This window comes from Mesorhizobium sp. B2-5-3, assembly GCF_006441005.1.
Lineage (GTDB): Bacteria > Pseudomonadota > Alphaproteobacteria > Rhizobiales > Rhizobiaceae > Mesorhizobium.
Genome location: NZ_VFUS01000006.1, coordinates 32,183 through 56,914, shown reverse-complemented (window position 1 = coordinate 56,914; position 24,732 = coordinate 32,183). Strand labels below are relative to the sequence as shown.

Annotated in this window: 24 protein-coding genes and 2 pseudogenes; 23 read left to right on the top strand and 3 right to left on the bottom strand. The window is 63.6% G+C overall.

Annotated features, from left to right (window positions below; translation table 11 throughout):
• Positions 1-32: 32 nt before the first annotated feature.
• The 11 genes from FJ867_RS15380 to FJ867_RS15330 all read left to right on the top strand — a co-directional run bounded on the left by FJ867_RS15380 (position 33) and on the right by FJ867_RS15330 (position 10,146).
• Positions 33-902 (top strand): ABC transporter permease, encoded by an 870-nt coding sequence (locus FJ867_RS15380; protein WP_140515893.1) that lies wholly within the window; start codon positions 33-35, stop codon positions 900-902.
• Positions 902-1,690, top strand: a complete 789-nt coding sequence (locus tag FJ867_RS15375; RefSeq protein WP_140499911.1) for an ABC transporter permease — start codon at positions 902-904, stop codon at positions 1,688-1,690. The genes FJ867_RS15380 and FJ867_RS15375 overlap by 1 nt, the downstream gene beginning before the upstream one ends.
• On the top strand, positions 1,690-2,754 hold the full coding sequence (locus FJ867_RS15370) for an ABC transporter ATP-binding protein (RefSeq protein WP_140499909.1): 1,065 nt from the start codon (positions 1,690-1,692) through the stop codon (positions 2,752-2,754). Before FJ867_RS15375 ends, FJ867_RS15370 begins: the two co-directional genes overlap by 1 nt.
• Before the next feature lie 58 nt (positions 2,755-2,812).
• Entirely contained in the window at positions 2,813-4,063 is a 1,251-nt protein-coding gene (locus tag FJ867_RS15365; RefSeq protein ID WP_140499907.1) for an aconitase X, read from the top strand.
• Positions 4,060-4,509 (top strand): DUF126 domain-containing protein, encoded by a 450-nt coding sequence (locus tag FJ867_RS15360; protein ID WP_140499906.1) that lies wholly within the window; start codon positions 4,060-4,062, stop codon positions 4,507-4,509. The genes FJ867_RS15365 and FJ867_RS15360 overlap by 4 nt, the downstream gene beginning before the upstream one ends.
• Positions 4,510-4,755: 246 nt before the next feature.
• The gene (locus FJ867_RS15355; protein WP_140499904.1) at positions 4,756-5,352 is read left to right on the top strand and encodes a thioredoxin family protein; all 597 of its coding nucleotides are present in this window, start codon (positions 4,756-4,758) and stop codon (positions 5,350-5,352) included.
• 27 nt (positions 5,353-5,379) lie between these two features.
• Positions 5,380-7,005: an FAD-binding protein gene (locus FJ867_RS15350; RefSeq protein WP_140657752.1), complete on the top strand. Its 1,626-nt coding sequence runs from the start codon at positions 5,380-5,382 to the stop codon at positions 7,003-7,005.
• On the top strand, positions 7,002-7,328 hold the full coding sequence (locus FJ867_RS15345; protein ID WP_140499901.1) for a ferredoxin family protein: 327 nt from the start codon (positions 7,002-7,004) through the stop codon (positions 7,326-7,328). The genes FJ867_RS15350 and FJ867_RS15345 overlap by 4 nt, the downstream gene beginning before the upstream one ends.
• A gap of 13 nt (positions 7,329-7,341) precedes the next feature.
• Entirely contained in the window at positions 7,342-8,178 is an 837-nt protein-coding gene (locus FJ867_RS15340) for an ABC transporter ATP-binding protein (protein ID WP_140499899.1), read from the top strand.
• 12 nt (positions 8,179-8,190) lie between these two features.
• Positions 8,191-9,090, top strand: a complete 900-nt coding sequence (locus FJ867_RS15335; RefSeq protein ID WP_140657754.1) for an ABC transporter permease — start codon at positions 8,191-8,193, stop codon at positions 9,088-9,090.
• Between the two features lie 36 nt (positions 9,091-9,126).
• Positions 9,127-10,146 carry an aliphatic sulfonate ABC transporter substrate-binding protein gene (locus tag FJ867_RS15330; RefSeq protein ID WP_140499896.1) on the top strand — a complete coding sequence of 340 codons (1,020 nt, stop codon included), beginning with the start codon at positions 9,127-9,129 and terminating at the stop codon, positions 10,144-10,146.
• 51 nt (positions 10,147-10,197) lie between these two features.
• On the opposite strand, the gene FJ867_RS15325 is transcribed toward FJ867_RS15330, so the two are convergent.
• Positions 10,198-11,226 (bottom strand): LacI family DNA-binding transcriptional regulator, encoded by a 1,029-nt coding sequence (locus tag FJ867_RS15325; RefSeq protein WP_140817823.1) that lies wholly within the window; start codon positions 11,224-11,226, stop codon positions 10,198-10,200.
• 459 nt (positions 11,227-11,685) lie between these two features.
• Here FJ867_RS15325 and FJ867_RS15320 point away from each other — a divergent pair, with 459 nt between their 5' ends.
• From FJ867_RS15320 to FJ867_RS15280, 9 genes are all read left to right on the top strand, one after another.
• Positions 11,686-12,783, top strand: a complete 1,098-nt coding sequence (locus FJ867_RS15320) for a Gfo/Idh/MocA family oxidoreductase (RefSeq protein ID WP_140817821.1) — start codon at positions 11,686-11,688, stop codon at positions 12,781-12,783.
• A gap of 42 nt (positions 12,784-12,825) precedes the next feature.
• Positions 12,826-13,740 (top strand): sugar phosphate isomerase/epimerase, encoded by a 915-nt coding sequence (locus FJ867_RS15315; protein WP_140499891.1) that lies wholly within the window; start codon positions 12,826-12,828, stop codon positions 13,738-13,740.
• A gap of 55 nt (positions 13,741-13,795) precedes the next feature.
• Positions 13,796-14,740 carry a substrate-binding domain-containing protein gene (locus tag FJ867_RS15310; protein ID WP_140817819.1) on the top strand — a complete coding sequence of 315 codons (945 nt, stop codon included), beginning with the start codon at positions 13,796-13,798 and terminating at the stop codon, positions 14,738-14,740.
• A gap of 43 nt (positions 14,741-14,783) precedes the next feature.
• Positions 14,784-15,803, top strand: coding sequence for an ABC transporter permease (locus FJ867_RS15305; RefSeq protein WP_181168366.1), 1,020 nt, complete (start codon positions 14,784-14,786; stop codon positions 15,801-15,803).
• 2 nt (positions 15,804-15,805) lie between these two features.
• The gene (locus FJ867_RS15300) at positions 15,806-16,582 is read left to right on the top strand and encodes an ATP-binding cassette domain-containing protein (protein WP_140817817.1); all 777 of its coding nucleotides are present in this window, start codon (positions 15,806-15,808) and stop codon (positions 16,580-16,582) included.
• Positions 16,583-16,586: 4 nt separating this feature from the next.
• A complete protein-coding gene (locus FJ867_RS15295; protein WP_140499885.1) occupies positions 16,587-17,768 on the top strand; it encodes an aldose 1-epimerase family protein in 1,182 nt (393 codons plus the stop codon).
• A gap of 85 nt (positions 17,769-17,853) precedes the next feature.
• Positions 17,854-18,936: a fatty acid desaturase family protein gene (locus FJ867_RS15290; RefSeq protein WP_140500160.1), complete on the top strand. Its 1,083-nt coding sequence runs from the start codon at positions 17,854-17,856 to the stop codon at positions 18,934-18,936.
• 28 nt (positions 18,937-18,964) lie between these two features.
• Positions 18,965-19,276, top strand: coding sequence for a MocE family 2Fe-2S type ferredoxin (locus FJ867_RS15285; protein ID WP_140515869.1), 312 nt, complete (start codon positions 18,965-18,967; stop codon positions 19,274-19,276).
• A gap of 49 nt (positions 19,277-19,325) precedes the next feature.
• Positions 19,326-20,126 carry a 3-methyl-2-oxobutanoate hydroxymethyltransferase gene (locus tag FJ867_RS15280; protein WP_140728484.1) on the top strand — a complete coding sequence of 267 codons (801 nt, stop codon included), beginning with the start codon at positions 19,326-19,328 and terminating at the stop codon, positions 20,124-20,126.
• Here FJ867_RS15280 and FJ867_RS15275 read toward each other — a convergent pair.
• Positions 20,091-20,522, bottom strand: a pseudogene (locus FJ867_RS15275) (aromatic amino acid lyase); the annotation flags it as partial. The gene FJ867_RS15280 and the pseudogene FJ867_RS15275 sit on opposite strands and share 36 nt — an antisense overlap.
• A 28-nt stretch (positions 20,523-20,550) precedes the next feature.
• Positions 20,551-20,766, bottom strand: a pseudogene (locus tag FJ867_RS15270) (ornithine cyclodeaminase family protein); the annotation flags it as partial.
• A gap of 19 nt (positions 20,767-20,785) precedes the next feature.
• Between FJ867_RS15270 and FJ867_RS15265 the strand changes: the two are divergent.
• The 3 genes from FJ867_RS15265 (at position 20,786) to FJ867_RS15255 (ending at position 24,621) form a co-directional block, all read left to right on the top strand.
• On the top strand, positions 20,786-22,321 hold the full coding sequence (locus tag FJ867_RS15265; RefSeq protein ID WP_246675053.1) for a DHA2 family efflux MFS transporter permease subunit: 1,536 nt from the start codon (positions 20,786-20,788) through the stop codon (positions 22,319-22,321).
• Between the two features lie 169 nt (positions 22,322-22,490).
• Positions 22,491-23,477 carry an ABC transporter permease gene (locus FJ867_RS15260; protein WP_140686671.1) on the top strand — a complete coding sequence of 329 codons (987 nt, stop codon included), beginning with the start codon at positions 22,491-22,493 and terminating at the stop codon, positions 23,475-23,477.
• Positions 23,478-23,595: 118 nt separating this feature from the next.
• Positions 23,596-24,621, top strand: coding sequence for a sugar ABC transporter substrate-binding protein (locus tag FJ867_RS15255; protein ID WP_140562376.1), 1,026 nt, complete (start codon positions 23,596-23,598; stop codon positions 24,619-24,621).
• Positions 24,622-24,732 lie beyond the last annotated feature (111 nt).

Here is a 24,732-nt window from a genome sequence, read left to right as displayed (position 1 = left end):
GTTGGTCCTTCCAATCCGGGGAGGAGGATAGCATGGCAGCAGAGGGTGCGGTCGCAGTGCGCGGCGGGCTGAGGTCGGCACTGCCGCTGCTGGCGCCCGCCTATCTCTGGCTGACGGTGGCGATCTTCCTGCCGTTGTCGGCCATGGTGTTCTTCTCGTTCATGACCGACCTGCCGCTGACGGGAAAGCCGTGGGCGTTCACGCTTGGCAACTACGCCGCCTTCTTCTCGCAAAGCCTGTACCTGACACTGCTGCTTGCCTCGCTGCGCCTCGGCCTCGAGGTGACCTTGTGGTGCATCGTCATCGGCTATCCCGCGGCTTATGTACTGGCCAAGGTGCTGAAGGGGCGCAGCCGCGAGGCGATCTTCCTGCTCGTCATCCTGCCGTTCTGGTCGAACGGGCTGGTGCGCATCTTCTCCTGGGCGATGGTTTTGCGCGAAGGCGGCATTCTCGACACCGCGCTCAACGCTGTGCTGCCGTTCAAGATCAACATCGACCTCATGTATTCCTATCCGGCGATCATCATCGGACTGGTGCACTCCTATGTGCCCTACATGGTGCTGACCTGCTATCTCACTTTGCAGGCGATCGACGATTCATTGCTCGAGGCCGGACGCTCGCTCGGCGCCTCGCGGCTGCAGGTGCTGAAGCGGGTCATTGTCCCGCTATCGATGCCGGGCCTGGTGGCGGGCGCGGCCCTCATATTTGTGCCCGTCGTCGGCTCCTTCATGGAGCCGCGGATCCTCGGCGGCCGCAGCGGTACCTTTTACGGCACGGTGATCGAGGACCAGTTCGTCGCCGTGTTCAACTGGCCGCTGGGAGCCGCACTCTCCTTCATTCTGCTGGCCGTCGTGCTGATCATTCTGGCGCTGGCCGCACCGGTGCTGCGGAGGGTGGCGTGATGGCGACGACGCGTATCCTGGAGTGGCTCGGCCGCCTCTATATCGCGGTGCTGCTCGCCTTCCTGTATTTGCCCATCATTATCATGGCGCTGATGTCGTTCAACGTCTCGCCATTCTACCAGCTGCCGTTCGAGTGGACGACGGAATGGTACGCCTCGCTGTGGCAGAACGACCAGCTCATCGCCGCCACCTGGAACAGCATCGAGATCGCCGTCATCACCACGGTCATCTCGACCGTGCTCGGCTCGGCCGCGTCCCTGGCGCTCTACCGCAATGAATTCCGCGGCAAGAAATTCCTGCAGGCGCTGTTGTTCCCACCGATCGCCATTCCCTGGCTGATCACCGGCACGGCGATGCTGATCTTCTTCTTCGGCATCGGCATTGGACGCGGCCTGTTCGCCATCCTGCTCGGCCATGTCGCGCTGGCATTGCCCTATGTCATCGTCGTCGTCTCGGCCCGGCTGCAAACTTTCGCACCGGAGCTGGAAGAGGCGGCGCGCTCGCTGGGGGCCAATCAGTGGCAGGTAACGAACCGGGTTACGCTGCCGTGGATCATGCCGGGTGTGATCGCGGGCGGCTTGTTTGCGTTCGCCGTGTCGTTCGACCAGTTCGTGGTGTCCTACTTCCTGGCGACGCCGGGGCAGACGACGCTGCCGGTCGAGATCTACGCCGCGATCCGCAAGGGTTTCACGCCCGAGATCAACGCGGTCTCCACCATCATAATCGTGGTGTCGATGGCGCTGATGCTGCTCACAGCGCGCTTCTTCAAATTCGGCGGAGAGAAATAATGGCGGGCGTTCAGGTATCAAACGTCTCGCGCAGCTTCGGCGCGCACAAGGCGTTGGACGACGTCTCGATCGATTTCGTCGATGGCGGCTTCTACGCGCTGCTTGGGCCATCAGGCAGCGGCAAGACCACGCTGCTCAGGCAAATCGCCGGCTTCGATTTTCCCGACAGCGGCCGCATCGCCATCGGCGGCGAGAGCGTCGAGCGGGTACCGGTCGAGAAGCGGCGCATCGGCATGGTGTTCCAGAACTACGCGCTGTTCCCCAATATGAGCGTCGCCGACAATGTCGCCTTCGGCCTGTCGGTGCGCGGCGAGGCCAAGGCGGTGATTGCCACCGAGGTGCAACGCGCGCTCGACCTCGTTCAGCTCGGCTCGCTCGGCGGTCGCAAGCCGCATCAGCTCTCCGGCGGCCAGCGCCAGCGGGTCGCGCTGGCGCGCGCCATCGTCACCAAGCCACGCGTGCTTTTGCTCGACGAGCCGCTCGGCGCGCTCGACAAGGCGCTGCGCGTCGACATGCAAATCGAGCTCAAGCGCATCCAGCGCGAGATCGGCATCACAACCATTTTCGTCACCCACGACCAGGAAGAGGCGCTGACGATGAGCGACCGCATCGGTATCTTGCGCGATGGCCGGCTGGTGCAGGAAGGGCCGCCGGAGGAGATCTACGACAGGCCGAAAAGCGAATTCGCCGCCATCTTCCTCGGGGATGCCAACATCTTTCGCGGCGATACCACCGGCAACGGCATCCGCTTGGCGGACGGCACGACGATCGCCGCCGGGGCCGGCGCCAGGCTTGCCGCCGGCGCAAAGGCAAGCTGCGCCGTGCGTCCGGAGCGTATTCGGATTGCCCTGGATGCCGGAACTTCGGGCGGCGATGCCAACATACTGAAGGGCCAGGTTTGCAAACGCATCTTCGCCGGCAACAACAGCACCTACTTTGTCGAGCGTGCCGGCCAGACGCTGAAGGTCATCGTCCAGAACACCGGCGCTGACAGGCTGGCGGAAGGTCAGCATGTCGTACTACGCTGGTCCCCGCAGAGCACGGTGTTGATCCCTGCGGGGTAGTTCACTGAACTGCTGGCGTTCCTTCGCGCCATAAGATCGAGTAGGGGCCAGAGCGGCAATGACGTTGGAATTGACTGCCGAGGACCAATCCATGCTCGACGGCGAGCAAGGGCCGTCGGCGGCCGCGGCCATGAAGATCCTCGTCGCCTTTTCCAAAGCCGTCGGAGCGGACAGCCTCCTCGACATTGCCGGCGCCCATATCGATGGCTGCCTCTACCATGGCACGGCAGGGCTCGATTTCGTCGAACGGCTGGTCGAGGGCGGCGGCCGCGTGCAGGTGCCGACGACGCTCAATGTCGGCTCATTCGATCTCATCCATCCCGGCATGGTGAAGATGCCCGCGGCGGAGGAAGCGCCGGCGCGGCGGCTGATGAAGGCGCATATCGAGCTCGGCTGCCAGGCGACCTTCACCTGCGCGCCCTACCAGACGCGGTTCCGGCCAGATTTCGGGCAGCAGATCGCCTGGGGCGAATCCAACGCCATCGTGTTTGCAAATTCGGTGATCGGCGCGCGCACCAACCGCTATGGCGATTTCATCGACCTGTGCTGCGCCATGACGGGCCGCGCGCCGGCCTGGGGCCTGCATCTGAGCGAGAACCGGCGCGGCCGCATCCTGTTCGAGCTGGACTTTGCTGAGCCAGAGCCGAGCGACGCCCTGTTCGTCGGCGTCGGACTGATCATCGGGCAACCCAGCGGCGATCGCGTTCCGGTTGTCACAGGTCTGCCACGGCCGCGCGACGAGGACCAGCTGAAGGCGCTGGGCGCGGCAGCAGCGACTACCGGCGCCGTGGCGCTGTTCCATGCGGTCGGCATCACGCCCGAAGCGGGAACGCTCGACGAGGCGTTCCATGGTCAAGCGCCGGAAGAGACGATCCGCATCACGCGCGCCGATATCGATCATGCACTGGCCAAGCTGTCGCGCGTACCCGACGGGGCGCCGCTGGCGGCCGTGTCGCTGGGCACTCCGCATTTCTCGCATGCGGAATGGATGCGCCTGCTGCCCTTGCTGCGTGCCATCGCGCCGGGCAGGGGCATCCCGATCTATGTCAACACCGGTCGCGCGACGCTGACGCGATTGCAGGAGGAGGGCGCGCTTGATGGCACACAGGCGTTCGGCCTGATCCCCGTCGCCGACACCTGCACCTATGTCACTGCGATTCTGGAACGGCTCGACGGCGTGGTGATGACCAATTCCGGCAAATGGGCGCATTACGCTCCGGGCAATATCGGCGTGACGGTTGCGTTCGCGGATATGGCGGATTGCATCCGCTCCGCCGCGGTGGGGCATGTCATGCGGGGCGCGTCATGACCGCGCCGGTGGAACCGGGCGTCGTCCAGCGATCCGGCACCTTCCAACTGGCCGGGAGTGCCGAGGGCCGGGCGTTGGTATTCTCGCAACCGCTGAGCTTCTGGGGCGGCGTTGATGCCACGACAGGCGACATAACGGATCACTCGCATCCTGGCCTCGGCCAGAACGTCGCCGGGAAAATCCTGATCATGCCGAGCGGGCGCGGCTCCTCGTCCTCATCCTCGGTGCTGGCCGAGGCAATCCGCAGGGGCACGGCTCCGGCCGGCATCCTCCTGGAACGGCCTGACCCGATCCTGGCAGTGGGCGCCATCGTCGCGGAATTTCTCTACGGGATCAGCATGCCGCTGGTGGTCTGCGACATTAACGGCATTGTTTCCGGCGAGCGGATCGCGATCGATGTCGGCGGGGATGACAGGGCAATTGTCCGCAAGGAAACCGTTTCCTGACCAAGCTCGACGCGGACGACGAAGGCAGTTGCGGCTTCGCTCCCCGCCAAATCTCATTTCTTTCAAAACGGCCTTCCGTTCGAACAAACTTTTCGCCCGGCCCGAAACATTGGCACGATATTCCAAGCGGCGCGGTTGACCGGAGGCGGGTTGTCTAGCCTATAATTCTACTAAATTCATAGACTAACTTCGTCCGGCGCTGCACGGCATGGTCCGTCTGAGCGGCAGCAAGAAGGGAGCGCATTGATGCCGAAGACAGAATCCAACTCGATCGAGCTTGGCACCAAAGCGGCCGATTTCCTGCTGCCCGACGCACAAGGCGTGCTGCACCGGCTCGGCGATTTCGATGCAAAGCCCGCCTTGCTCGTCGCCTTTATCTCCAACCGCTGCCCTTTCGTCGTGCTGATCCGCGAGCAGCTTGCCGCTTTCGCCAGGGAATATGCGGGCAAGGGGCTGCAAGTGGTGGCCATCAATGCCAACGACCATGAGGCGCATCCCGAAGAGACGCTGGCCCGCATCGGCGAGGAAGTGGAGAAATTCGGCTATTCCTTCCCCTATCTCAAGGATGCCTCGCAGCAGACGGCGAAAGCCTATGGCGCGGCCTGTACACCCGACTTCTTCCTGTTCGGCGCCGGCCGGCGGCTTGCCTATCATGGCCAGTTCGACGATGCGCGGCCGGGCAATGGCAAGGCGGTGACGGGTAACGACCTGCGCGCGGCGGTCGACGCGGTGCTGGAGGGCGGCAGGCCCGCCGCCGACCAGGTGCCGTCGATCGGCTGCAACATCAAATGGAGCGCCGGCAATGAGCCGGCGTGGTTCTCGGGCGCTGCGCGCGCTGCTTAGCGCCTCGCACTCCTTCGCAGAGCATCCATGTCCATGCCTCAAAGATCCGCGTCCGACAGGCTGCAACTCCAGACCGACGTGCTCGTGCTGGGCGGAGGCCCGTCCGCAGCCTGGGCGGCGGTCGCCGCTGCCGAAAGCGGCGCGCAGGTGGTGCTGGCCGACAAGGGCTATCTCGGCACCAGCGGCGCCACCGCGCCGTCCAATACGGGTACCTGGTGCGTACCGCCGGGCGACAACAGGCATGCGGTGGTCGAGCGACGCTGGCAGCGCACCGGCGAGCTTGCGGACCAGCGCTGGATGCTGCGCTGCGTCGACACGGCCTATCGCAACCTGCTCAGGCTTTCCGAGTGGGGCTATCCGTTCCCGAGCGAGGATGACGGCCGGCTCTACATCGCCAATCTGCGCGGGCCCGACTACATGCGCTTCATGCGCCGCCGTGTGCTTCTGGCTGGCGTTACCGTGCTCGACCATCATCCGGCGCTGGAACTCCTGTCGGATGGCGATGCCGTCGTAGGCGCGGCCGGTATCGGCCGGCAGGCCGGCCAGGACTGGCGCGTCGACGCCAACGCAGTGGTGCTGGCGACCGGCGGCTGCGCTTTCCGTGAGCGCATCCTCGGCGGGACTGGACTGACCGGCGACGGCTATCTGATGGCGGCGGAGGCCGGTGCCAGCCTGTCGGGCATGGAGTTTACCGGCAAATACACGTTGGCGCCCTTTGGGTCTTCGCTGAACAAGGGGCTGCCGTTCCGCTGGGCCTCATTCCATCGCGAGGATGGATCGCCGATCCTGGGCCCTGCCGGTGAGCCGCTGCGCAACGGCATCGGCGACCGCGAGGACGAGGTGGCGCGCGCATTGATCGGGGGACCGGTCTATGCGCGGCTCGATCAGGCGGAGCCGGCGCTGCAAGGCTGGTTGCGCCAAGGGCAGCCGAACTGCTTCGTGCCTTATGACCGCGCCGGTGTCGATCCATTCACCGAGCTGTTCCGCATCACCCTGCGCGCCGAAGGCACGGTACGCGGTACCGGCGGCATCGACATCGTCTCCGACGACTGCGCCACCGGCGTGCCCGGCCTCTATGTCGCAGGCGACGCCGCCAGCCGCGAGATCATGACCGGAGCGGTATCGGGCGGCGGCGCCGTCAATTCCTCCTGGGCGCTGGCCAGCGGCTGGTGGGCGGGCAAGGGCGCCTCGACCCATTCGAAGCGTCGCGGCGGCAGGGCGTTCCGCGACACCGTCGAACCACTCGGTCAGGCCGGCCTGCGCCCGGCGGCCTCGCCGCGTGCCGACATCGCTGCAGGCGAGGTCATCGAGGCGGTGCGCAACGAGGTGACGCCGCTCGACAAAAATTTCTTCCGCAACGGCGAGAGCTTGGAGAAAAGCCGGGGGCGGCTGGAGAGTGTCTGGCGCGACGTGCGCGACCATCTGCGGGGCGAAGGGGTGGACCGGGTCCGCGCGCGCGAGGCGGCGTCGATCGCCGCCGCGGGGCGCTGGTCGGTGGCGGCCGCGCTGCATCGGACAGAAAGCCGCGGCATGCATCGGCGCACCGATCTGCAGGGCAAGAACCCGGCCCTCGCGCATCGGCTGGTCATCACCGGCGTCGACGACTTCCGCATTGCCGGGGCGCCGGAGCGCCTGGCGGAGCTGGCGTCATGATCGAGATCGTCTCGGCCGCGCGCTGCGTCGAATGCGACATCTGCGTCAAGGTGTGCCCGACCAATGTGTTCGACGCTACCAAGGACGGCGCGCCTGTGATCGCCCGTCAGGACGACTGCCAGACCTGCTTTCTCTGTGAAATCTACTGCCCGACCGACGCGCTTTACGTGGCCGAGTTCGCCGAGGGGCCGACCGGCATCACGGAAGCGCAGGTCGAGGCACGTCAACTGTTCGGCGGCTACGCCCGCGCGCTCGGCTGGAAGCGCGGCAAGGCCGGCGGCTCTGAATTCGACCCGACGCACCGCATCCGCGTGGCGCAATAGGAAGCGACAGGACATGGACCGCATCGTCGTCAGCGATATCAAGAAGACCTTTCTGCTCAAGCCGGGGCAGTTCGTCACCGTCGACGGCGAGGAGACCGACCGCGTCACCGTGCTCGACGGCGTCGATCTTTCGATCCGCAAAGGCGAGTTCATCACTTTGGTCGGCCCGAGCGGCTCGGGCAAATCTGTGCTGCTCGACATCATCGGCGGGCTGACGCAGGCGAGCGGCGGCGATGTCCAGCTCGACGGCCGGCGCATCACCAGGCCGGATCCCAAGACCGGCTATGTCTTCCAACAATATGCGCTGTTTCCCTGGCGCACGGCGCTGGCCAACATCGAATACGCGCTGGAGGTGCGTGGCGTCGCCAAGGCCGAGCGCACGGTGACGGCGCGCCATTTGTTGTCGTTGTTCGGTCTTGCCGGTTTCGAGGACCGTTTCCCCAACCAGCTCTCCGGGGGCATGCAGCAGCGCGTGGCGATCGCCCGCGCCTTGGCGAGCAACCCGGAAGTGCTTTTGATGGATGAACCCTTCGCCGCACTCGACCAGCAGACGCGCGAGCTCCTGCAGGGCGAGTTGCTGCGGATCTGGGGCAAGATCAAGACAACAGTGATCTTCGTTACCCATTCGATCGACGAGGCAATCTTCCTCGCTGACCGCGTGGTGGTGATGACGGCGCGGCCGGGCGCGGTGAAGGAGATCATAGACATCGACCTGCCACGGCCGCGCGACGGGGACATCCGCGCCAGCGCCGGATTCAACGGATATCGCGGCCGCGTCTGGGACGCGCTGCGCGATGAGGTCAACAAGGCGCAAAAGGACTGGACGCTGTCGCCAGCCTTCAGTCATTGAGGAGGTAGAGCCATGGCTTATCTTACCGAAAAGTTCGGGCCTGACGGCGCTCTTCATCTGTTTGCCGGCGCCGGCGAGACGGCGGCCGCCGCAAGAGTCCCGGCCATCACCGCCCACAGTGCCAAGGTCCGGCGCAAAGGGACGAGCCACGGGACTTTCCTTTACGGCTTGCCGCTGCTCGGCCTGTTCTTTCTCGTGTGGGAAATCGCGCCACGGCTCGGCTGGCTGAACCGCATCTTCTTTCCGCCGCTGAGCGAGGTGCTGGTCGCTTGGTGGAACCTGCTCGCCTCGGGCGTTCTGGTCAAACATATCGGCATCAGCCTGCAGCGCGCTGCGATCGGCTTCGCTCTCGGCGTGGTGGTGGCCATTCCGCTCGGCCTGCTGATGGGGCGCTACTCGCTGTTCGAGAAGGTCTCTGACCTGCTTGTGCAGACGCTGCGCAACACCTCGCAATTCGCGCTGCTTCCGGTGTTCATCCTTTTGCTCGGCATCGGCGAGGAATCGAAGGTGGCGATCACCTTCTACTCCTCGGTCTTCTTTCTGCTGGTCAACACGATCAGCGGCGTCAAGTCGGTCGATCCGCTGCTGATCAAGGCGGCGCGCTCGATGGGTACGTCCGACTTCGACCTGTTCCGGAAGGTTATCCTGCCGGCCAGCATCCCCTCTGTTGTCGCCGGCGCAAGGCTGGCGGTGAAGTCGTCGCTGTTCGCGGTGATCGGCGCCGAGATGCTGGCGGCCAAATCCGGCCTCGGTTTCCTTATTCAGAACTCGCAGTTGATGATGGAAACGGCGGACATGTATGCCGGCATCCTGACGCTGACCGTCATCGGGCTCACCGTCAACTATTTGCTCGTCTGGTTCGAGCGCTGGGCGACCGCCTGGAAAGGCCAGTCCGAGTCCTCGCTCATCTGAGCCGTTCACTCATTCCAATCAGCAAGGATTTTCCTCATGTCCAACATTGCATTCGACGGATTTCGCCGGCTGTTCCTGAAGGGCGCCATTGCCGTCGTCATCGGCCTTGGCGGCATGCCCGCCTTCGCGCAGGACAAGCCCGAATTCATCCGCATCGGCAGCACCGCGCCGGGGCACCTCAAATTCGTCCTCGCACAGAAGGACGGCTGGTGGGAAAAGGAGTTCGCCAAGGACGGCATCAAGGTCGAACTTGTCACCTTCAATGGCGGCTCCGAGGCGACGACGGCGCTTGCGACAGGCGCCATCGAATTCACCTATACCGGCAACAATCCCGCGTTGCGCGTCGCCGCCTCCGGCGCCGATGTCAAGCTGATTGGCCTGTCGAGCTATGTGCGGTCGGGCGGCTCGTATATCGTGGTCAAATCCGACTCTCCACTGAAGACGCTGCAGGACCTCAAAGGCAAGAAGGTCGCCTATCTCACCGGTACGGTGCGGCACTCGAATTTCAGCAAGGCGCTGAACAGCGTCGGCCTGACGACCGGTGATGTCGAGGGATTGAACCTGCCTTTCGAGGCATCCGGCCCGGCACTGCTGCGCGGCGACATCGACGCCCTCGTCGAAACGGATTCGACCGCGGCCAAGCTGGTCGACACCGGCGAGGCACGGGTGCTCTTCGACACCAGCACCCATCCGGAATGGAACGTGCCGAACGTCATTTCGATCAACGGCGCCTTCGCGGCGAAATATCCCGACCTGGTCAAGCGGCTGCTGAAGGTCGACATCGAGATTTCGCGCTGGGCCGATGCCCATCCCGACGAGACGATCAAGACATTCGTCGAGGCGACCAAGTCGTCGGAGAAATCGGTACGCAAGACCTATGCGGACGGCGTCTTTCACCAGGATCCGAGGCTGACCGACGATGCGATCGAGGCGCTCAAGGGCGAAGAGAAATTCATGGCCGGTGCCGGGCTTTTGAAGGGCTCGATCGACTACGGCAAATGGATCGACAAGAGCTTTGTCGACGCGGCCGGCGCGGAAGTCGCGGCCGTCCAGTAGCGGGCGTGCTGAACGGGCAGGGGTTCCGGCGCCGCTCCATTTCAGAGAGTGTCAGATCTCCGGGATGTTCTCCTTGAAGATCACCTGGAGCCTCGGCTGGTGCAATTCGTAAGGCAGTCTCCGGACCGCATGGGTCAAGGTGTTGAGCGCTTCGCGCGCTTCGACGCGCGGGTTCTGGTCGATGACCGCGTCGAGCGTGCCGTCGAGCAGAAGCTCCTTGGTGCCTTCGGTTACCTCATGGCCGAGGAAAACCATCGATATCGCACGGCCGCGCTCCTTGAGCGCGCGGGCAATGCCGGTGTTGCCCGCGCCGACATTGTAGATCGCGGCCAGGTCGGGGTGCCGCTCCAGAAGGGCTGATGCCTCCGAATAGGCCTTTTCGCGGTCGTCAAGCATCTCGCGCATTTCGACGATCTCCAGATTGGGCGATTCCTCGGCCAATATGTGCCGGAATCCCATCTCGCGTTCCTCATGGCCGCGATAGGAGAGCGAGCCGGCGAACAGCGCCACCTTGCCAGGATGTTCCGACCCCATGAAACGGTTGAGCAAATAGCCCGCCAGCCGCCCGGCGGCGCGGTTGTCGATGCCGATATACGCGACCCTTGGCACATGCAGGATGTCGGAGGCGATGGTCACCACCTTGACGTCGTTGGCCGACAGCGAGCGGATCGCCTCGCGCACCGTCGGATGGTCGAGCGCGATGACGCCGACGCCCTGAGTCTGGCCGCGCAGATCCTGCAAAAGGCGTGCGAGCCGGTCGGGATTGAAGCCCTCTATGGTGGCGATGTGGACATCGAGATCCGGCCGCGCCAAGGCTTGGGCTTCGATGTGGCGATGCAGCATCTTGATGAAGGAATTGGTGCCGGCCGGCAGCGCGAAGTCGAGCCGGATGACATCGCCGGACAAGGGCTTGAGAGGTGCCCCGTTCGCGCCTTCGGCGATGTAGCCAAGACGCTGCGCCATTTCGAGCACGATTTCGCGCGTGCGCGCCCGCACCCCCGGACGGTTGTTGAGAACACGGTCGACGGTGGCGGCGGAAACGCCGGCTTCCCGGGCTATGTCAGTCAGGGTGGAACGCACCGTCTTTCATCTCCTCAATGCATCAGGATCACGCAATGCCGACCGCCGGCCGGGTGGCGACTGCTCTTCGCCATCCGCGATTCTGATGGGAAATGATGTATCCGGCCTTGGCCGATGCGCAAGCCGCCGGGCTAAATCAGACCGCCCGGCAGGATCGCATCGCCGTGGGAAGATAGATTTCCCATCAAATCGAGGCATCAGGAGCGGTGTATGGATTCCGGTATGACGCATTCCTTCGCCTTTCTGCTAGATTGTGAGGTGTTTTGATTATTCATGATGTTGACAGCCTTCCGTGACTGCCGTCAATATCCCTCATGGGCTCGTGGAGGAAACATTGGCCCCGAGGGAGGGAATTCCAATGCCTGATCCGATCCGCATGCCGCGGCTCCGGTTGCCAGCATCTGGAGGCGCGTTGGCGAGATGACGACGGCCGCGAAGACAGAATTCTGGGAGGAAGACATGGCAGGCAAAGGCTTCGAGCCGGACGTGAAGGTTCGCACCAGCGAATTCAAGATCGGCTGCGTCGGCGCCGGCATGATCATGGCTGAATGCCATCTCGCGGCCTATAAGGAAGCAGGCTTTCCTGTCGTGGCGATCGCTTCGCGTACAAGGGCGAATGCGCAGAAGGTCGCCACGCGCTGGGGCATTCCGACCGTCCACGACACGCCGGAACGACTAATCGAGGATCCGCAAGTCGAGATCATCGACCTGGCTTTCCCACCGGACCAGCAGCCGGCGCTGATCCGCCACGCGCTGAAGCAGAAGCACATCAAGGCGATCCTGGCGCAGAAGCCGCTGGCGCTGTCGGTCGAGGAAGCGGTGAAGCTGCGCGACGAGGCGGCGAAGGCGGGCAAGATCCTCTCGGTCAACCAGAACATGCGCTACGACCAGTCGATGCGCGTGCTGAAGCAGATCATCGACAGCGGCGCGCTCGGCAACGTCGTCTTCGCGCAGATCGACATGCATGCGATCCCGCACTGGCAAGGCTTCCTCGAGGAGTACGACCGGCTGACGCTTGCCAACATGAGCGTGCATCATCTCGACGTGCTGCGTTTCCTGTTCGGCGATCCCGATGAGATCACCACGCTGACGCGCAAGGATCCGCGCACGACTTTCGAACACACCGACGGCATCACCGTCTCGACGCTGCGCTTCCCGTCCGGCGTGCTCGCCGTGTCGCTGGAGGATGTCTGGTCCGGTCCGCGGCAAGAAGGCTACAAGGACGACCAGCACATCAACTGGCGCGTCGACGGCACCAAGGGCGTCGCCAAGGGCACGATCGGCTGGCCGACCGGTGCGGCCTCGACGCTCACCTATGCCTCGGCCGAGACAACGGATGGCGAGTGGGTCAGCCCAAGCTGGGACACGATGTGGTTCCCGCATGCTTTCATCGGCGTGATGGAACAACTCCAGCACGCCGTCAAGACAGGCACGCCACCGGCGCTTTCCGTCGCCGACAACGTCAAGACCATGGCGCTGGTAGAGGCGGGCTATCGCTCGATCGCTTCGGGCCGCACGGTCAAGCTTTCCGAAATCTCGACAAACCCGATCAATTGAAATCACTGGTAACTGAATCGCTTACAGGGAGGAATTCACACCATGATGCAGGCAGGTATTTTCACGGGCTATTTCCCGTACGGCCTCGAAGAGACGGCGAAGAAGATCCGCGGGCTCGGTTTCAACACGGTGCAGCTCGACCTGCATTTCAGGGATATCGACCTGTCCGCCGGGCAGATCACCAAGGACAAGGCCAAGACCGTGCGCGATGTCTTCCGCGACCACAACCTGCCGGTCTGCTGCGTGTCGGGCTACACCAACATCATCCATCCCGACAAGGCAGAGCGCGACAAGCGCGTCGGCTACCTCAAGGAGATCATCCGCAACGCCCGCCATTTCGGCTCGCCCTACGTGATCTCGGAAACCGGCACCTACAACACCGAATCCGACTGGGTGCACCACCCCAAGAACAAGACCGAGGAGGGGTTCGAGGAATGCCGCAAGGTGATATCAGATCTTGCCCAGACGGCCTATGACCATGGCGCGGTCTTCCTGCTCGAAACCTATGTCAACAACGTCGTCGGCTCGGTCGAGGAGACGGTCAAGATGTTCGCGCAGGTCGATCACCCGGGCCTTGGCCTGCTGATGGACCCGACCAACTATTTCGAGACGCACAACATCGACCGGATGGACCAGATCCTGAACCAGGTGTTCGACACGTTGACGGACAAGATCAGGATAGCGCATGCCAAGGACGTCAAGCGCTCGGGCAGCGACAAGTCGGAAAAGCACGCCGACATCGGCGATGAGGATGCCATGGAAAGCCACACCTTCCGCGGCGTCGGCGAGATCGAACTGCCGGCGCCCGGCCTCGGCTCGCTCAACTACGACCTTTATCTTCAGCGGCTTGCCGAGAAGCACCCGAACATTCCGGTCATCATCGAGCACCTGTCGGAAGACGACGTGCCGCGCGCCAAGACATTCCTCGACGGGAAGTTCCGCGCCAACGGCCTGTGACGGCCGGCCGCGCCGCCTGTGCATGGCGGCACGGCTCCAAACAAGGAGGAAAGCAATGTTGAAATTTGCATTGAAATTGGCGGCCGCCGCGACTGTGCTTGCCGGCATCGCGTTCGGGTCGGCCGCGCAGGCACAGGACGGCCAGAAGACCTTTTATCTACTGTCGCATGGCGGCCCGTCGGATGCGTTCTGGATCGACTGGAACGCCGGCGCCACAAAGGCCTGCGACCAGCTCAAGGTGACCTGCAAGATCTCCTTCAGCGGCGGCGACATGGCGGCGCAGAAGGAAGCCTTCAATTCCGCGCTTGCCGCCAAGCCCGATGGCATCGCCACCACCTCGGCGCAGCCTGGCCTGTGGACCGAGGAGGTCAAGGCGGCGAAGGCCGCCGGCATCCCGATCGTGTTCTTCAACACCGACGATCCGGCGACGGGGCGGCAGGCCTATGTCGGCGCCGACCTGAAGGAGGCCGGCACGATCTGGGCAAAGTATCTTGTCGACCACAAAATGGTGAAGCAGGGTGACAAGGTCTTTCTGCCGGTCGAAGTCCCCGGCGCAAGCTACCAGCAGCTCGAGACCGAAGGCATCGCCAGCGTCTTCGATCCGCTCGGCATCAAATATGACGTGGTCGATTGCGGCACCGATCCGGCCGGCATCATCGCCAAGATGACCGACTATATGGTTGCCAACAATCCGCCGGCGATCATCGCGCTCGGCGATTCCGTGGCGGCCAGCGTCAAGCGGGTCTTCGACGGCGCCGGCGTGCCGGCAGGCAAAATCCCGGTCGTCGGCTGGGGCAATTCGAAGGAGACGGCGCAAGCCGTCCAGGACGGTTTCGTCAACGCTGCGGCCTGGCAGTACCCATCGGCGCAGGGCTTCATGCCGGTAGCACTGCTCGGGCTTGCCGCCTCGGGCGAGCCAATCGGCTACGACATCCACACTTTCGGTCTCTACGACGCGTCGAGCGTCGAGCCGATCCTCAAACTCTACGAGAAGAAGTGAAAATGGACGCCCGCCGCGCCGGCGGCGGGCGCCTGCAAACAGCATGGTTCAGAACGTCATGGCAATCACCGCGGAAGAGGGCGCAGCAAGCGCCAGGAGCAGGTCGAGGCTGATGCGCTCGCCGCAATTTTCCTCGTTCATCATCCTCGTCGTCCTTCTCGTGGTATTCGCGATCGCGGACGGCAATTTCCTGTCGCCGCTCAACATCTCCAACATGATGGCGTTCCTGCCCGAGCTCGGCATCATCGCGCTCGGCATGACGCTGCTTCTGACGGCCGGCGAGTTCGACCTGTCGGTCGGTGCCGTATTCGGCCTGGCGCCAGTGGTCGTGATGCTTCTGGTGCAGAACGGCGGGGTGGATATCGGCGTCGCCCTTCTGGCTGGACTTTTACTGTGCATCGCGATTGGGGCGATCAATGGGGTGATCGTCACCAAGATCGGCATCTCGTCATTCCTGGTGACCCTGTCCATGCTGCTGATCGTGCGCGGCGCGGCCCTCTACATCACGCAGGGTTTCCCGCTGAAGTCGTGGGACCAGCCTGGCTTCTTCGTGACGCTGCTTGCCGGCAGCTTCAATATCGGCTCGTTCCGCTTCTACACCTCGCTGTGGTGGTTCGTCGGCCTGTCGTTGCTGGCAATCTACGTCCTGCGCTATGCCAAGCTCGGCAACTGGATCAGCGCCATCGGTTCCAACCGCAACGCGGCAGTGGCCCGCGGCGTGCCGGCGGACGCCGTCAAGATATGGCTGTTCATCGCCACCTCGGTGCTGGCCGGGCTTGCCGGCATGATCAGCGCCTTTCGTATTTCGGCCGCTTCGCCGGTGGCCGGCACAGGCTATGAGCTCGAAGTGATCGCCATGGTGGTGGTTGGCGGCACGGCGCTGACCGGCGGACGCGGCACCATCCTGGGCACCATCGTCGGCGCGCTGATGCTGCGCGCCATCCGTAACGGCATCGTGCTCGTCGGCGTGCCCGGCCTCGCCTACAACATCTTCGTCGGCGTGATCATCCTCGCCATGCTCATCCTGCATGCTTTGCTGCAGAAAAACGCGGCAAGGAGCTGACTATGATGCAAGAAGTGCTTCGGCTGCAGAACCTGCAAAAATCCTTCGGCAGCGTGCGCGCGCTGAAGAATGCCTCGCTGACGCTGAGAGAAGGCGAGATAGTGGCCCTGCTCGGCGACAATGGCGCCGGCAAATCGACGCTGATCAAGGCGATCTCCGGCGTCTTCCCGGTCGATCGCGGTGACATCTATGTGCGCGGGCAGAAGGTTTCGATCCGCTCGACGCGCGACGCGATGGATCTCGGCATCGAGACCATCCACCAAGATACGTCGCTGGCGCCGGATCTCAGTATCGCGCGCAACCTCTTCCTCGGCCGCGAACCGGTCAATTTCAAATGGTTGGGCGTGTTTGCGCCGCTCGATCTCGCCAAGCTGCGCGATGCTGCCTCCTCCCTGCTGAAGCGCGTCGGCATCTCGAAGAAACTCGACGCCGACGCGCTGGTCTCAACGCTGTCGGGCGGCGAGCGCCAGTCGATCGCCATTTCGCGGGCCATGCAGTTCGCCGCCAAGGTGATCATCCTCGACGAGCCGACCAACAATCTCGGCGTCGAGGAAACCCATGGCGTGCTGCGCTTCGTCAAGGAGATGCGTCAGGCCGGCCATTCGGTGCTGCTCATCACCCACAACATCCATCACGTGTTCGAGGTTGCCGACCGCATCATCGTCATGCGCCGCGGCGAGATCGTTGCCGAGCAGACGGTCGCCGATACCGATCTGCTGACCGTGGAAAGCATCATCACCGGCGCCGACCTGTCGGCTCTGATGATGAGGGCGCAGTGACGGCATGGTAGAGCTTTACGGCAAGACGCTCTCGCGCCGGCAGGTCTCGGAACGCTCCGGCATGCTGTCGCAGTTCGCCGGCGTGCGGCTGATGACGCTCGGCGACGGGGTGGAGCGCGGTGTCCGCATGCTGGAGTTCCGCACCGGCTCCGGCCTGCGCTTCACCGCACTCGTCGACCGCGCGCTCGACATCGCCGATTGCGACTTCAAGGGCCAGGCGATCGGCTGGCACTCGCCGGGCGGTTTTCGCAACCCCGGTCTTCACGACTATGAGGGGGAAGGGGGGCTGGCCTGGGCGCGCTCCTTTTCCGGTTTGCTGGTCACCTGCGGCCTCGACCATATACTGGGTCGGGAAGAGGTGCCGGCCGAGAACTACAACTATCCCGGCAAGAAGACCGTGATCCATTCGCTGCATGGCCGTGTCGGCACCATCCCGGCGCGGCTGACCGGCTACGGTGAGGCGTGGGACGGCGACCGCTGCGTGCTGTGGGCCGAAGGCATCGTCCAGCAATCGGCGGTATTCGGCGAGGATCTGCATCTGATCCGGCGGATCGAGGCGGATGTCGGCGGCAACGAGATCCGGCTGTCCGACCGCGTCGTGAACCATGGCTTCAATCGCACGCCGCATATGTATTTCTACCATGTGAATGTCAGTCATCCCCTGCTTGACGAGGGCTCACGCTACCTCGCGCCAATCCGCGACGTGGTGTGGGCCGGCCATGCCGGCGAGCGCTATGAGGCGCAGAAGGTCGGCTACCGCACCGTGCCGGAACCGCGAATGGGGTTCAGCGAACAGGTCTGGCAGCATGAAATGGACGCCGATGGAAAGGGCGAGGTACCAGTGGCGGTGGTCAACGACCGGCTCGGCCTCGGCTTCGAAATGGTGACGCGGAAAGACCAGCTGCCTTGCGCCTATCAATGGCAGAATTTCCAGGCCGGACACTATGCGCTGGGCATCGAGCCATCGACGCATCATGTGCTCGGCGATCTCGCCGCGCGCGAACGCGGCGAGATGATCTGGCTGGAGCATGACGAAGGCCGCGCCTACGATGCCGTGTTCCGGGTCCTGGACGGCAGGGAAGCGATCGCCGGCGCCGAAGCCAGGATTGCGGCGATCGCCCGCCAGCCCGAACAGGATTATCCTCGGCCTTCCGGCAATTTCCGGAGACTGGCGGGCCCGGCATGAGCGCGACATGTATTCAAAGCAAGCCCTCCGGCCGGCGGACCGGATTGTGAGCGGTGCGAGAAGTTTGGAGGCCCGTGTGAAGACGATGGCAAAAAAGCGGGATTACAGTCTGGTCGGTGAAAGCACCAGAGCCGCGATCGAGACCGGCCTGGCCTCCGCCGAATGGTACCACACCGATGTCCCCCGCAAGGTGATGAAGGAGCTGATGCAGCGTTCCGACGGGCCGGCGATCCGCGACACCATCATCTGGATTGTTGCGATCCTGGCCTCGGCCGCCGGCATCATATGGTTCTGGGGCTCATGGTGGGTGGTGCCGTTCCTATTCATCTACGGCGTGCTCTACGGCTCGTCTAGCGACTCGCGCTGGCACGAATGCGGCCATGGCACGGCCTTCCGCACGCGCTGGATGAACGATGTCGTGTACCACATCGCCTCCTTCATGCTGATGCGCAATCCAGTGCAGTGGCGCTGGAGCCATGCCCGCCACCACACCGACACCATCATCGTCGGCCGCGATGCCGAGATCGCCGTCATGCGGCCGCCGGACCTGTTGAAGGCGGCGCTGGCCTTCACCGGCATCCTCGATTTCCGCTACTCGCTGCCGACGCTCGTGCGCCAGGCGTTCGGCAAGCTGTCCGACGAGGAAAAGAGCTATGTTCCGGAAATGGAATGGGCAAAGGCCGTGACGGCCGCGCGGTGGCATGTTGCCGTGTACATTGCGACGATCGCTGTCGCGGTCGTCCTCAGGTCATGGATACCGGTGGTGCTGATTGGGTTGCCGCGCCTCTACGGCACCTGGCACATGGTGACCACCGGCCTGCTGCAGCATATCGGGCTGGCCGACAATGTCGTCGACCACCGGCTCAACACGCGCACCGTCTACATGAACCCGATCAGCCGGTTCATCTACTGGAACATGAACTATCATGTGGAGCACCACATGTTCCCGATGGTGCCCTATCATGCGCTGCCCAGGCTGCATGAGCTGATCAAGCACGACCTGCCCGTGCCGAACCCGTCGATGTGGCATGCCTATCGCGAGGTCTGGCCGGTCCTGCTCAGGCAGCTGAAATACGAGGACTACTACCTCAAGCGCGAGCTGCCGCCGACGGCCAGGCCCTATCGCGGCGAATTCCATGAGTTCGACATGTCGGCGGCGGCTGAATAAGGATCGCGAATGCTTGCGGGAGACAGAGATGGTCGATTGGATTGAAGCGTGTGCGGTGGACGATGTCGAGGAAGAGGATGTCATCCGCTTCGACCACGGTGGCCGAACCTTCGCGATCTATCGCTCCCCGGACAATGAATTCTTCGCCACCGACGGTTTCTGCACGCATGAGAAGGCACATCTCGCCGACGGGCTGGTGATGGACGACATCATCGAATGTCCCAAGCACAATGGCCGCTTCAACTATAAGACCGGCCAGGCCAAGGGCGCGCCGGTCTGCGTCAATCTTGCGACCTATCCGGTGAAGATCGAAGCTGGCAAGGTGATGATCGAGATCTGAAGCGCGGCACACCGATCCGGCACCGCGGCAAGCAAAAGAGGAACGTTTAATGAGCCGAAAGAGACCGACCGTCGCCGACCTGCGCGCCATGAAAGGCAAGCGTCAGCTGACCATGCTGCGCGTGCTGACCCTGGACGAAGCGGAAGCTGCCGAGCGGGCAGGGGTCGATATCGTCTCCGTGCCGCCGGAACTCGTGCTCAACCCGCAATACCGCGATGCGGCACCGAGCCTGTTCACCATGCCGGGAGACAATTTCTACGAAATCGGCACATCGGATGATTTCCTGCGTTGGGCTTTCCGGCTCTACAAGGCCGGCGCCGACGCGGTCTATTGCAGCGCGGGCTACGCCACCATCAAGCGGATGGCGGACGATGCCATCCCCGTCATCGGCCATGTCGGCCTCATTCCATCCCGCGCGACATGGACCGGCGGCTTCAAGGCGGTCGGCAAAACCGCCGACACCGCCATGCAGGTGTTCGAAGCGGTGAAACAGCTCGAGGGCGCCGGCGCGATCGGCGCCGAAATCGAAGTGGTGCCGGTCGAGGTCGCCAAGGCGATCTCCGAGCGTACCTCGCTGATCATGCTGTCGATGGGCGCGGGCACCGGTTGCGACGCGCAATATCTGTTCGCCGAAGATATCCTCGGGCAGAATCGGGGCCACATGCCACGACACTCCAAGGTCTATCGCAACTTCTCCGCTGAATATGATCGGTTGCAGGCGGAGCGGGTGGCCGCATTCTCCGAATATGTCGCCGACGTCAACAGCGGCGTCTATCCCGAGGACAGGCATGTGGTGCACATGGACCCGGCCGAGCTACGCCTGTTCCTGGACAAGGTCGGCCGGGGCTAAGATCGGCTGCCATCTGTCGCTGGCGAGCGCAGCATGAAGCGTTTCGGCTTCGATGCCGAGCGGCCGATCCTCCTTCAGCGCCGGCACCAGCGCGCGTATCGCCGTATGGATAGCGACTGTGCGCGACGCCAGCGTCAGCCCGTCGCGCAGGTCGACGGCCTGGGCGGCCGCCATCAGTTCGAAAGCGATCAACCGGCGCCACAGTGCGATCATGGCGGCGCATTTCGAAATGGCCAGCGGCGTCTGCGTGGCATGGTCCTCGACGCCCTCGGAGACGGGCAGGAAATCGAGCATCACCGGATTGGCCTCGTGGCGGATGGCGGCCAGGATCGATGTTACCGTCTTCTGCAGCGGCACGAAGCCGGCCGACGCGCCGCCGACCGACAGGTATTTCGGACCGCGCTCATCGTGCCATAGGGCAGGACCAGCGCCCACGCTTGATCCACTCGGTCTTCAGCAGCGGCTGCGGTTCCGGCAGCCGCGAGGCCTCGACGACGATGTCGGCGCCCTCGACGCAACTTTGCCAATCGGCCACAGCCTTGACCGGCTTGCCGAGATCGGTGGAGAGCCTGGCGGCAAAGCCGTCGCGGCTTTCCGGCCGGCGCGAATGGACACGGATCTGGACGCCGTCGGTCAAATGCTGTTCAAAGCGGTCCGTCATGACTGCCATTCCCGAGATTGAAGCTTCAGCCGACCCAGCCAGGAATTCGCGGCGTGTGGCGCTGATCGTCGCCATTGCCTTCTTCATGCAGCTCTTGGATTCGACGATCATCTCGACGTCGCTGCCGCAGATGGGCGCCTCCTTCGGCGTGCCGGCGGTGGCGATGAGCATCGGCATCACCATCTATATGCTGACCATGGCGGTGTTCGTGCCGCTGTCGGGCTGGCTCGCCGACCGGTTCGGCGCGCGCAACATCTTCCTGGTGGCGATCGCACTGTTCACGCTGGCTTCGCTCGCCTGCGGCTTCTCCGAGAATCTCACCGAGTTCGTCGCGGCGCGCGCCGCGCAAGGGCTGGGCAGCGCATTGATGACGCCGGTCGGCCGCATCCTGGTGCTGCGCAACGCGTCGAAATCGGAACTGCTCAACGCAACCGCGCTCATCACCTGGCCGGCGCTGTTCGCGCCTGTCGTTGGTCCGGTGCTTGGCGGTTTCATCACCACCTATCTCTCCTGGCACTGGAATTTCTTCATCAACATCCCGCTTGGGCTGATCGGGCTGGCGCTGGTCGCCCGCTTCATTCCCGGTGACCGTGAAGCCGATCCCAAGCCACTCGACTGGCCGGGTTTCTTCCTGACATCGGCGGGACTTGCTTGCCTGCTCTGCGGCCTCGAGCGTATCGCGCATCCCGACGACGGCGTGCTGCCGACGGTGCTGCTGGTCGCGGCAGGGATCGTCATCGGCTGGCTGGCGGTGCGGCATCTCCGGCGCGCGCCCCATCCGCTGCTCGACCTGTCCTCGTTCAAGGTGCTGACCTTCGCCATCTCGACACTTGCGGCCGGCACCATATTCCGCGTCGCGATCAACGCCACGCCGTTCCTGCTGCCGCTTTTGTTCCAGGTCGGCTTTGGCATGAGCCCGGTCGATGCCGGCATGATGATCCTGGCCTATTTCCTCGGCAATCTCGGGATGAAGACGGTGACGACGCCGATGCTGCGCCACTTCGGCTTTCGTTCGGTGATGGTCGTCAACGGTATCATCGCGTCCGCGTCCATCATGGCCTGCGCGGCGATCTCGCCGCAGACGCCGCAGGCGCTCGTGGTGGGGCTGATGCTGATCGCCGGCCTGTCGCGTTCCATGCAGTTCACGGCGCTGAACACGCTGGCCTTCGCCGATATCGCCGCGGCGCAGCGCAGCTCGGCGGCGACCCTGTCCTCGATGCTGCAGCAGGTGGCAATGCTGTTCGGTGTGGCGATAGCTGCGGCGATCCTCAACCTGTCGCAGATCGCCAGGGCCCAGCCGGCGCTGGACCTTGTCGATTTTCGAGTCACCTTCCTGGTGATCGGCGTCATCGGGCTGGTGGCGTCGTTCCGTTTCCTGGTGTTGCCGAGGACCGCCGGCGCCGAGGTTTCCGGCCACATGGCCGGGAACCGAAAATTGAATTTTCCCATCCACCGCAGGGTTAAATTCCATCTTCGCCTTGCGCCTTGGTGTCGTGCTTGCGCAAGACGCAGGGATGGCGCAAACAATTGCTAAAAGCGCTGAAGTTTCCAGGCATTGCGCCAGCATCAGCAATCAATGCGTCCACATCCGAGTCTCGTCGGCAGTCCGTGTTTTGAACGCGGATTCATTTGACGAACCGACGTTGAGCCGATTAGCTTTCTTCCCAGGGGCGGCAGCGCTGCCGCCGGGGTGAAGACAGACAATGAACGCGATCGGTCGGCCGAGTTTCAAGAGCCTGAACCAGGAAGGTATTGTCTTTGCCATAGCGGTGATGCTGTTCATTGCCGCGGCCATAGGCCTGCCGGGCTTCATCGCTCCGAACAATCTCGTTGCCATCGTTCGTTCGGTCTCGGTACTGGGCATATTGGCATTGGGCATGGCGGTCGTCATCATTGGCCGTGGCATCGACCTCTCGGCGGTGGCGATCATGGCGATGTCGGTCGCCTGGTATCTGCAGTTGATGAATTCAGGAACGCCTGACGGGCTCGCCTTCGCCTATGTGCTGGCCGGCGTGCTCGCCATCGGCCTGCTCAACGGCTTTCTCGTCGCTTACGCCGACGTGCCGGCGATCTTCGTGACGCTTGCCACCGGCTCCTTCGTCTTCGGCTATGTGCGCTCGCAACTGATCACGCAGGATGCGGTTCCGGTGCCGCAGGGCCATTGGGTGGAACTGCTTGGCGGCCTGCGCTTCCTCGACATTCCCATCGAGGTGTTCGTCTTCGCTGGGCTCGCCTTCCTGTTCTTCCTGTTCCTGCGCTACACCAAATGGGGACGCTACGTCTATTTCGCCGGCGACAATCCGGTCGCCGCGCGCAACATCGGTATTCCAGTGCGGCCGATGCTGGTGCTGCGCTATGTGCTTTCCGCCTTCGTGGCGCTGATCGCCGGCCTGCTGACAGCGGCCAGCCTGCATTCGATCAACACCCGCGTCGTCAACTCGACGCTGCTCTACGACATCGTGCTGGTGGCGGTGATCGGCGGCATCGGGCTTTCGGGCGGACGAGGCGGGGTGCGAAACGTGCTGGTCGGAGCGGCGCTGATCGGCATCCTGCTCAATGCGATGACCATCATCGACATTCCGCTGCTCTACCAAAACCTGATCAAGGCGGCGATCCTGCTCGGTGCCATCATCGTCGACGGCATCATCAATCCGCGTGACGAACAGACGGCGCAGCAGGGCGACATCTAGAGCATGATCCCGAAAAGTGGGAACTTTTCGGAAAAGATCATGCTCAAACAGGAAGACTAGACCAAAGCGGACGGTTGGGGCCGGCCGTAAATAACAACGACCAACCAGAGGATGTGACATGAAACTGATCAAAACATTGATGGCCGCCGCGACGGCGCTTGCGGTCACCGCGTTCGTGGCGCCGAGCTTCGCTGCCGACGATCCGGGCCCCGCTGCCTATGCGCAGGCACTCAAGGGCAAACGCGTCATGCTGGTGCCGCTGGCGATGGGCTTCGACCTGGCGCAGGGCTGGGCGCACTATTTGAAGACCGAAGTCGAGGCCTGGGGCGGCACGTTCGAGACGCGCGATCCGAACTGGGTCGTCGATGCCGGCGCGCAGGCGATCACCGATGCCATCTCCTCCGACACCAGGCCTGACGTGCTGATCATCCACGCGCCCGACCTCAATTCCTACTCCAAGCTGATGAAGAAGGCGCAGGCAGCCGGCACCTACGTGATCCTGGTCGACAATCCCGCCAATTTCCCGGCCGATGCCTTTGTCGGCAGCGATTGGGACCGGCTCGGCCAACTCGAGGCGGAAGCCGCGATCAAGGGCTGCGGCGAGAACTCGTCCAAAAAGATCGGCCTTGTGCAGGGCGATCAAGCGAACTCCTCCAGCCTTTATCAGTACGCCGGCATCATGAAGGTACTGGAAAAGCATCCCGAGTTTCAGGTCGTGGCCAAGCCCGACTCCAACTGGGATGCGACCACCTCGCGCAATGTCACGACGACGATGCTGCAGCAGAACCCCGACATCTGCTCGATCATCGACTTCTGGGATGGTGATGCTACCGGCGCGTCGGCCGCGATCCGTGACGCCAAGCTCGACGGCAAGGTTTTCCTGGTCACCACCGGCGGCGGCGAAAAGGCGGCCGACTGCGACAAGCTGCAGGACGGCACTTATGGCGCGGTTGTCATGACCGACCTTGCCCGGCAGTCGGGCGACATGAATGCCATCATAAAGTTCCTGCTGCAGAGCGGCCAGCCGGCCGGCACGTCGCACACCTACATCTACACGCTGGAGAAGGCGACGACCAAGGCCGACCTCAAGCCCGACAGCTGCTGGGACCTGAAGGCGTTGCAAGCGGAAGCCGCGGCGAAGTAGGTCGCGAGTTTACGCCTGATATCAACATGGCGGCCGGGTTGTACGTGGACAATCGCCAACCTCGGCGCTGCCCCTCACCTTACCCTCTCTTCGAAAAAACGGGGAGAGGGG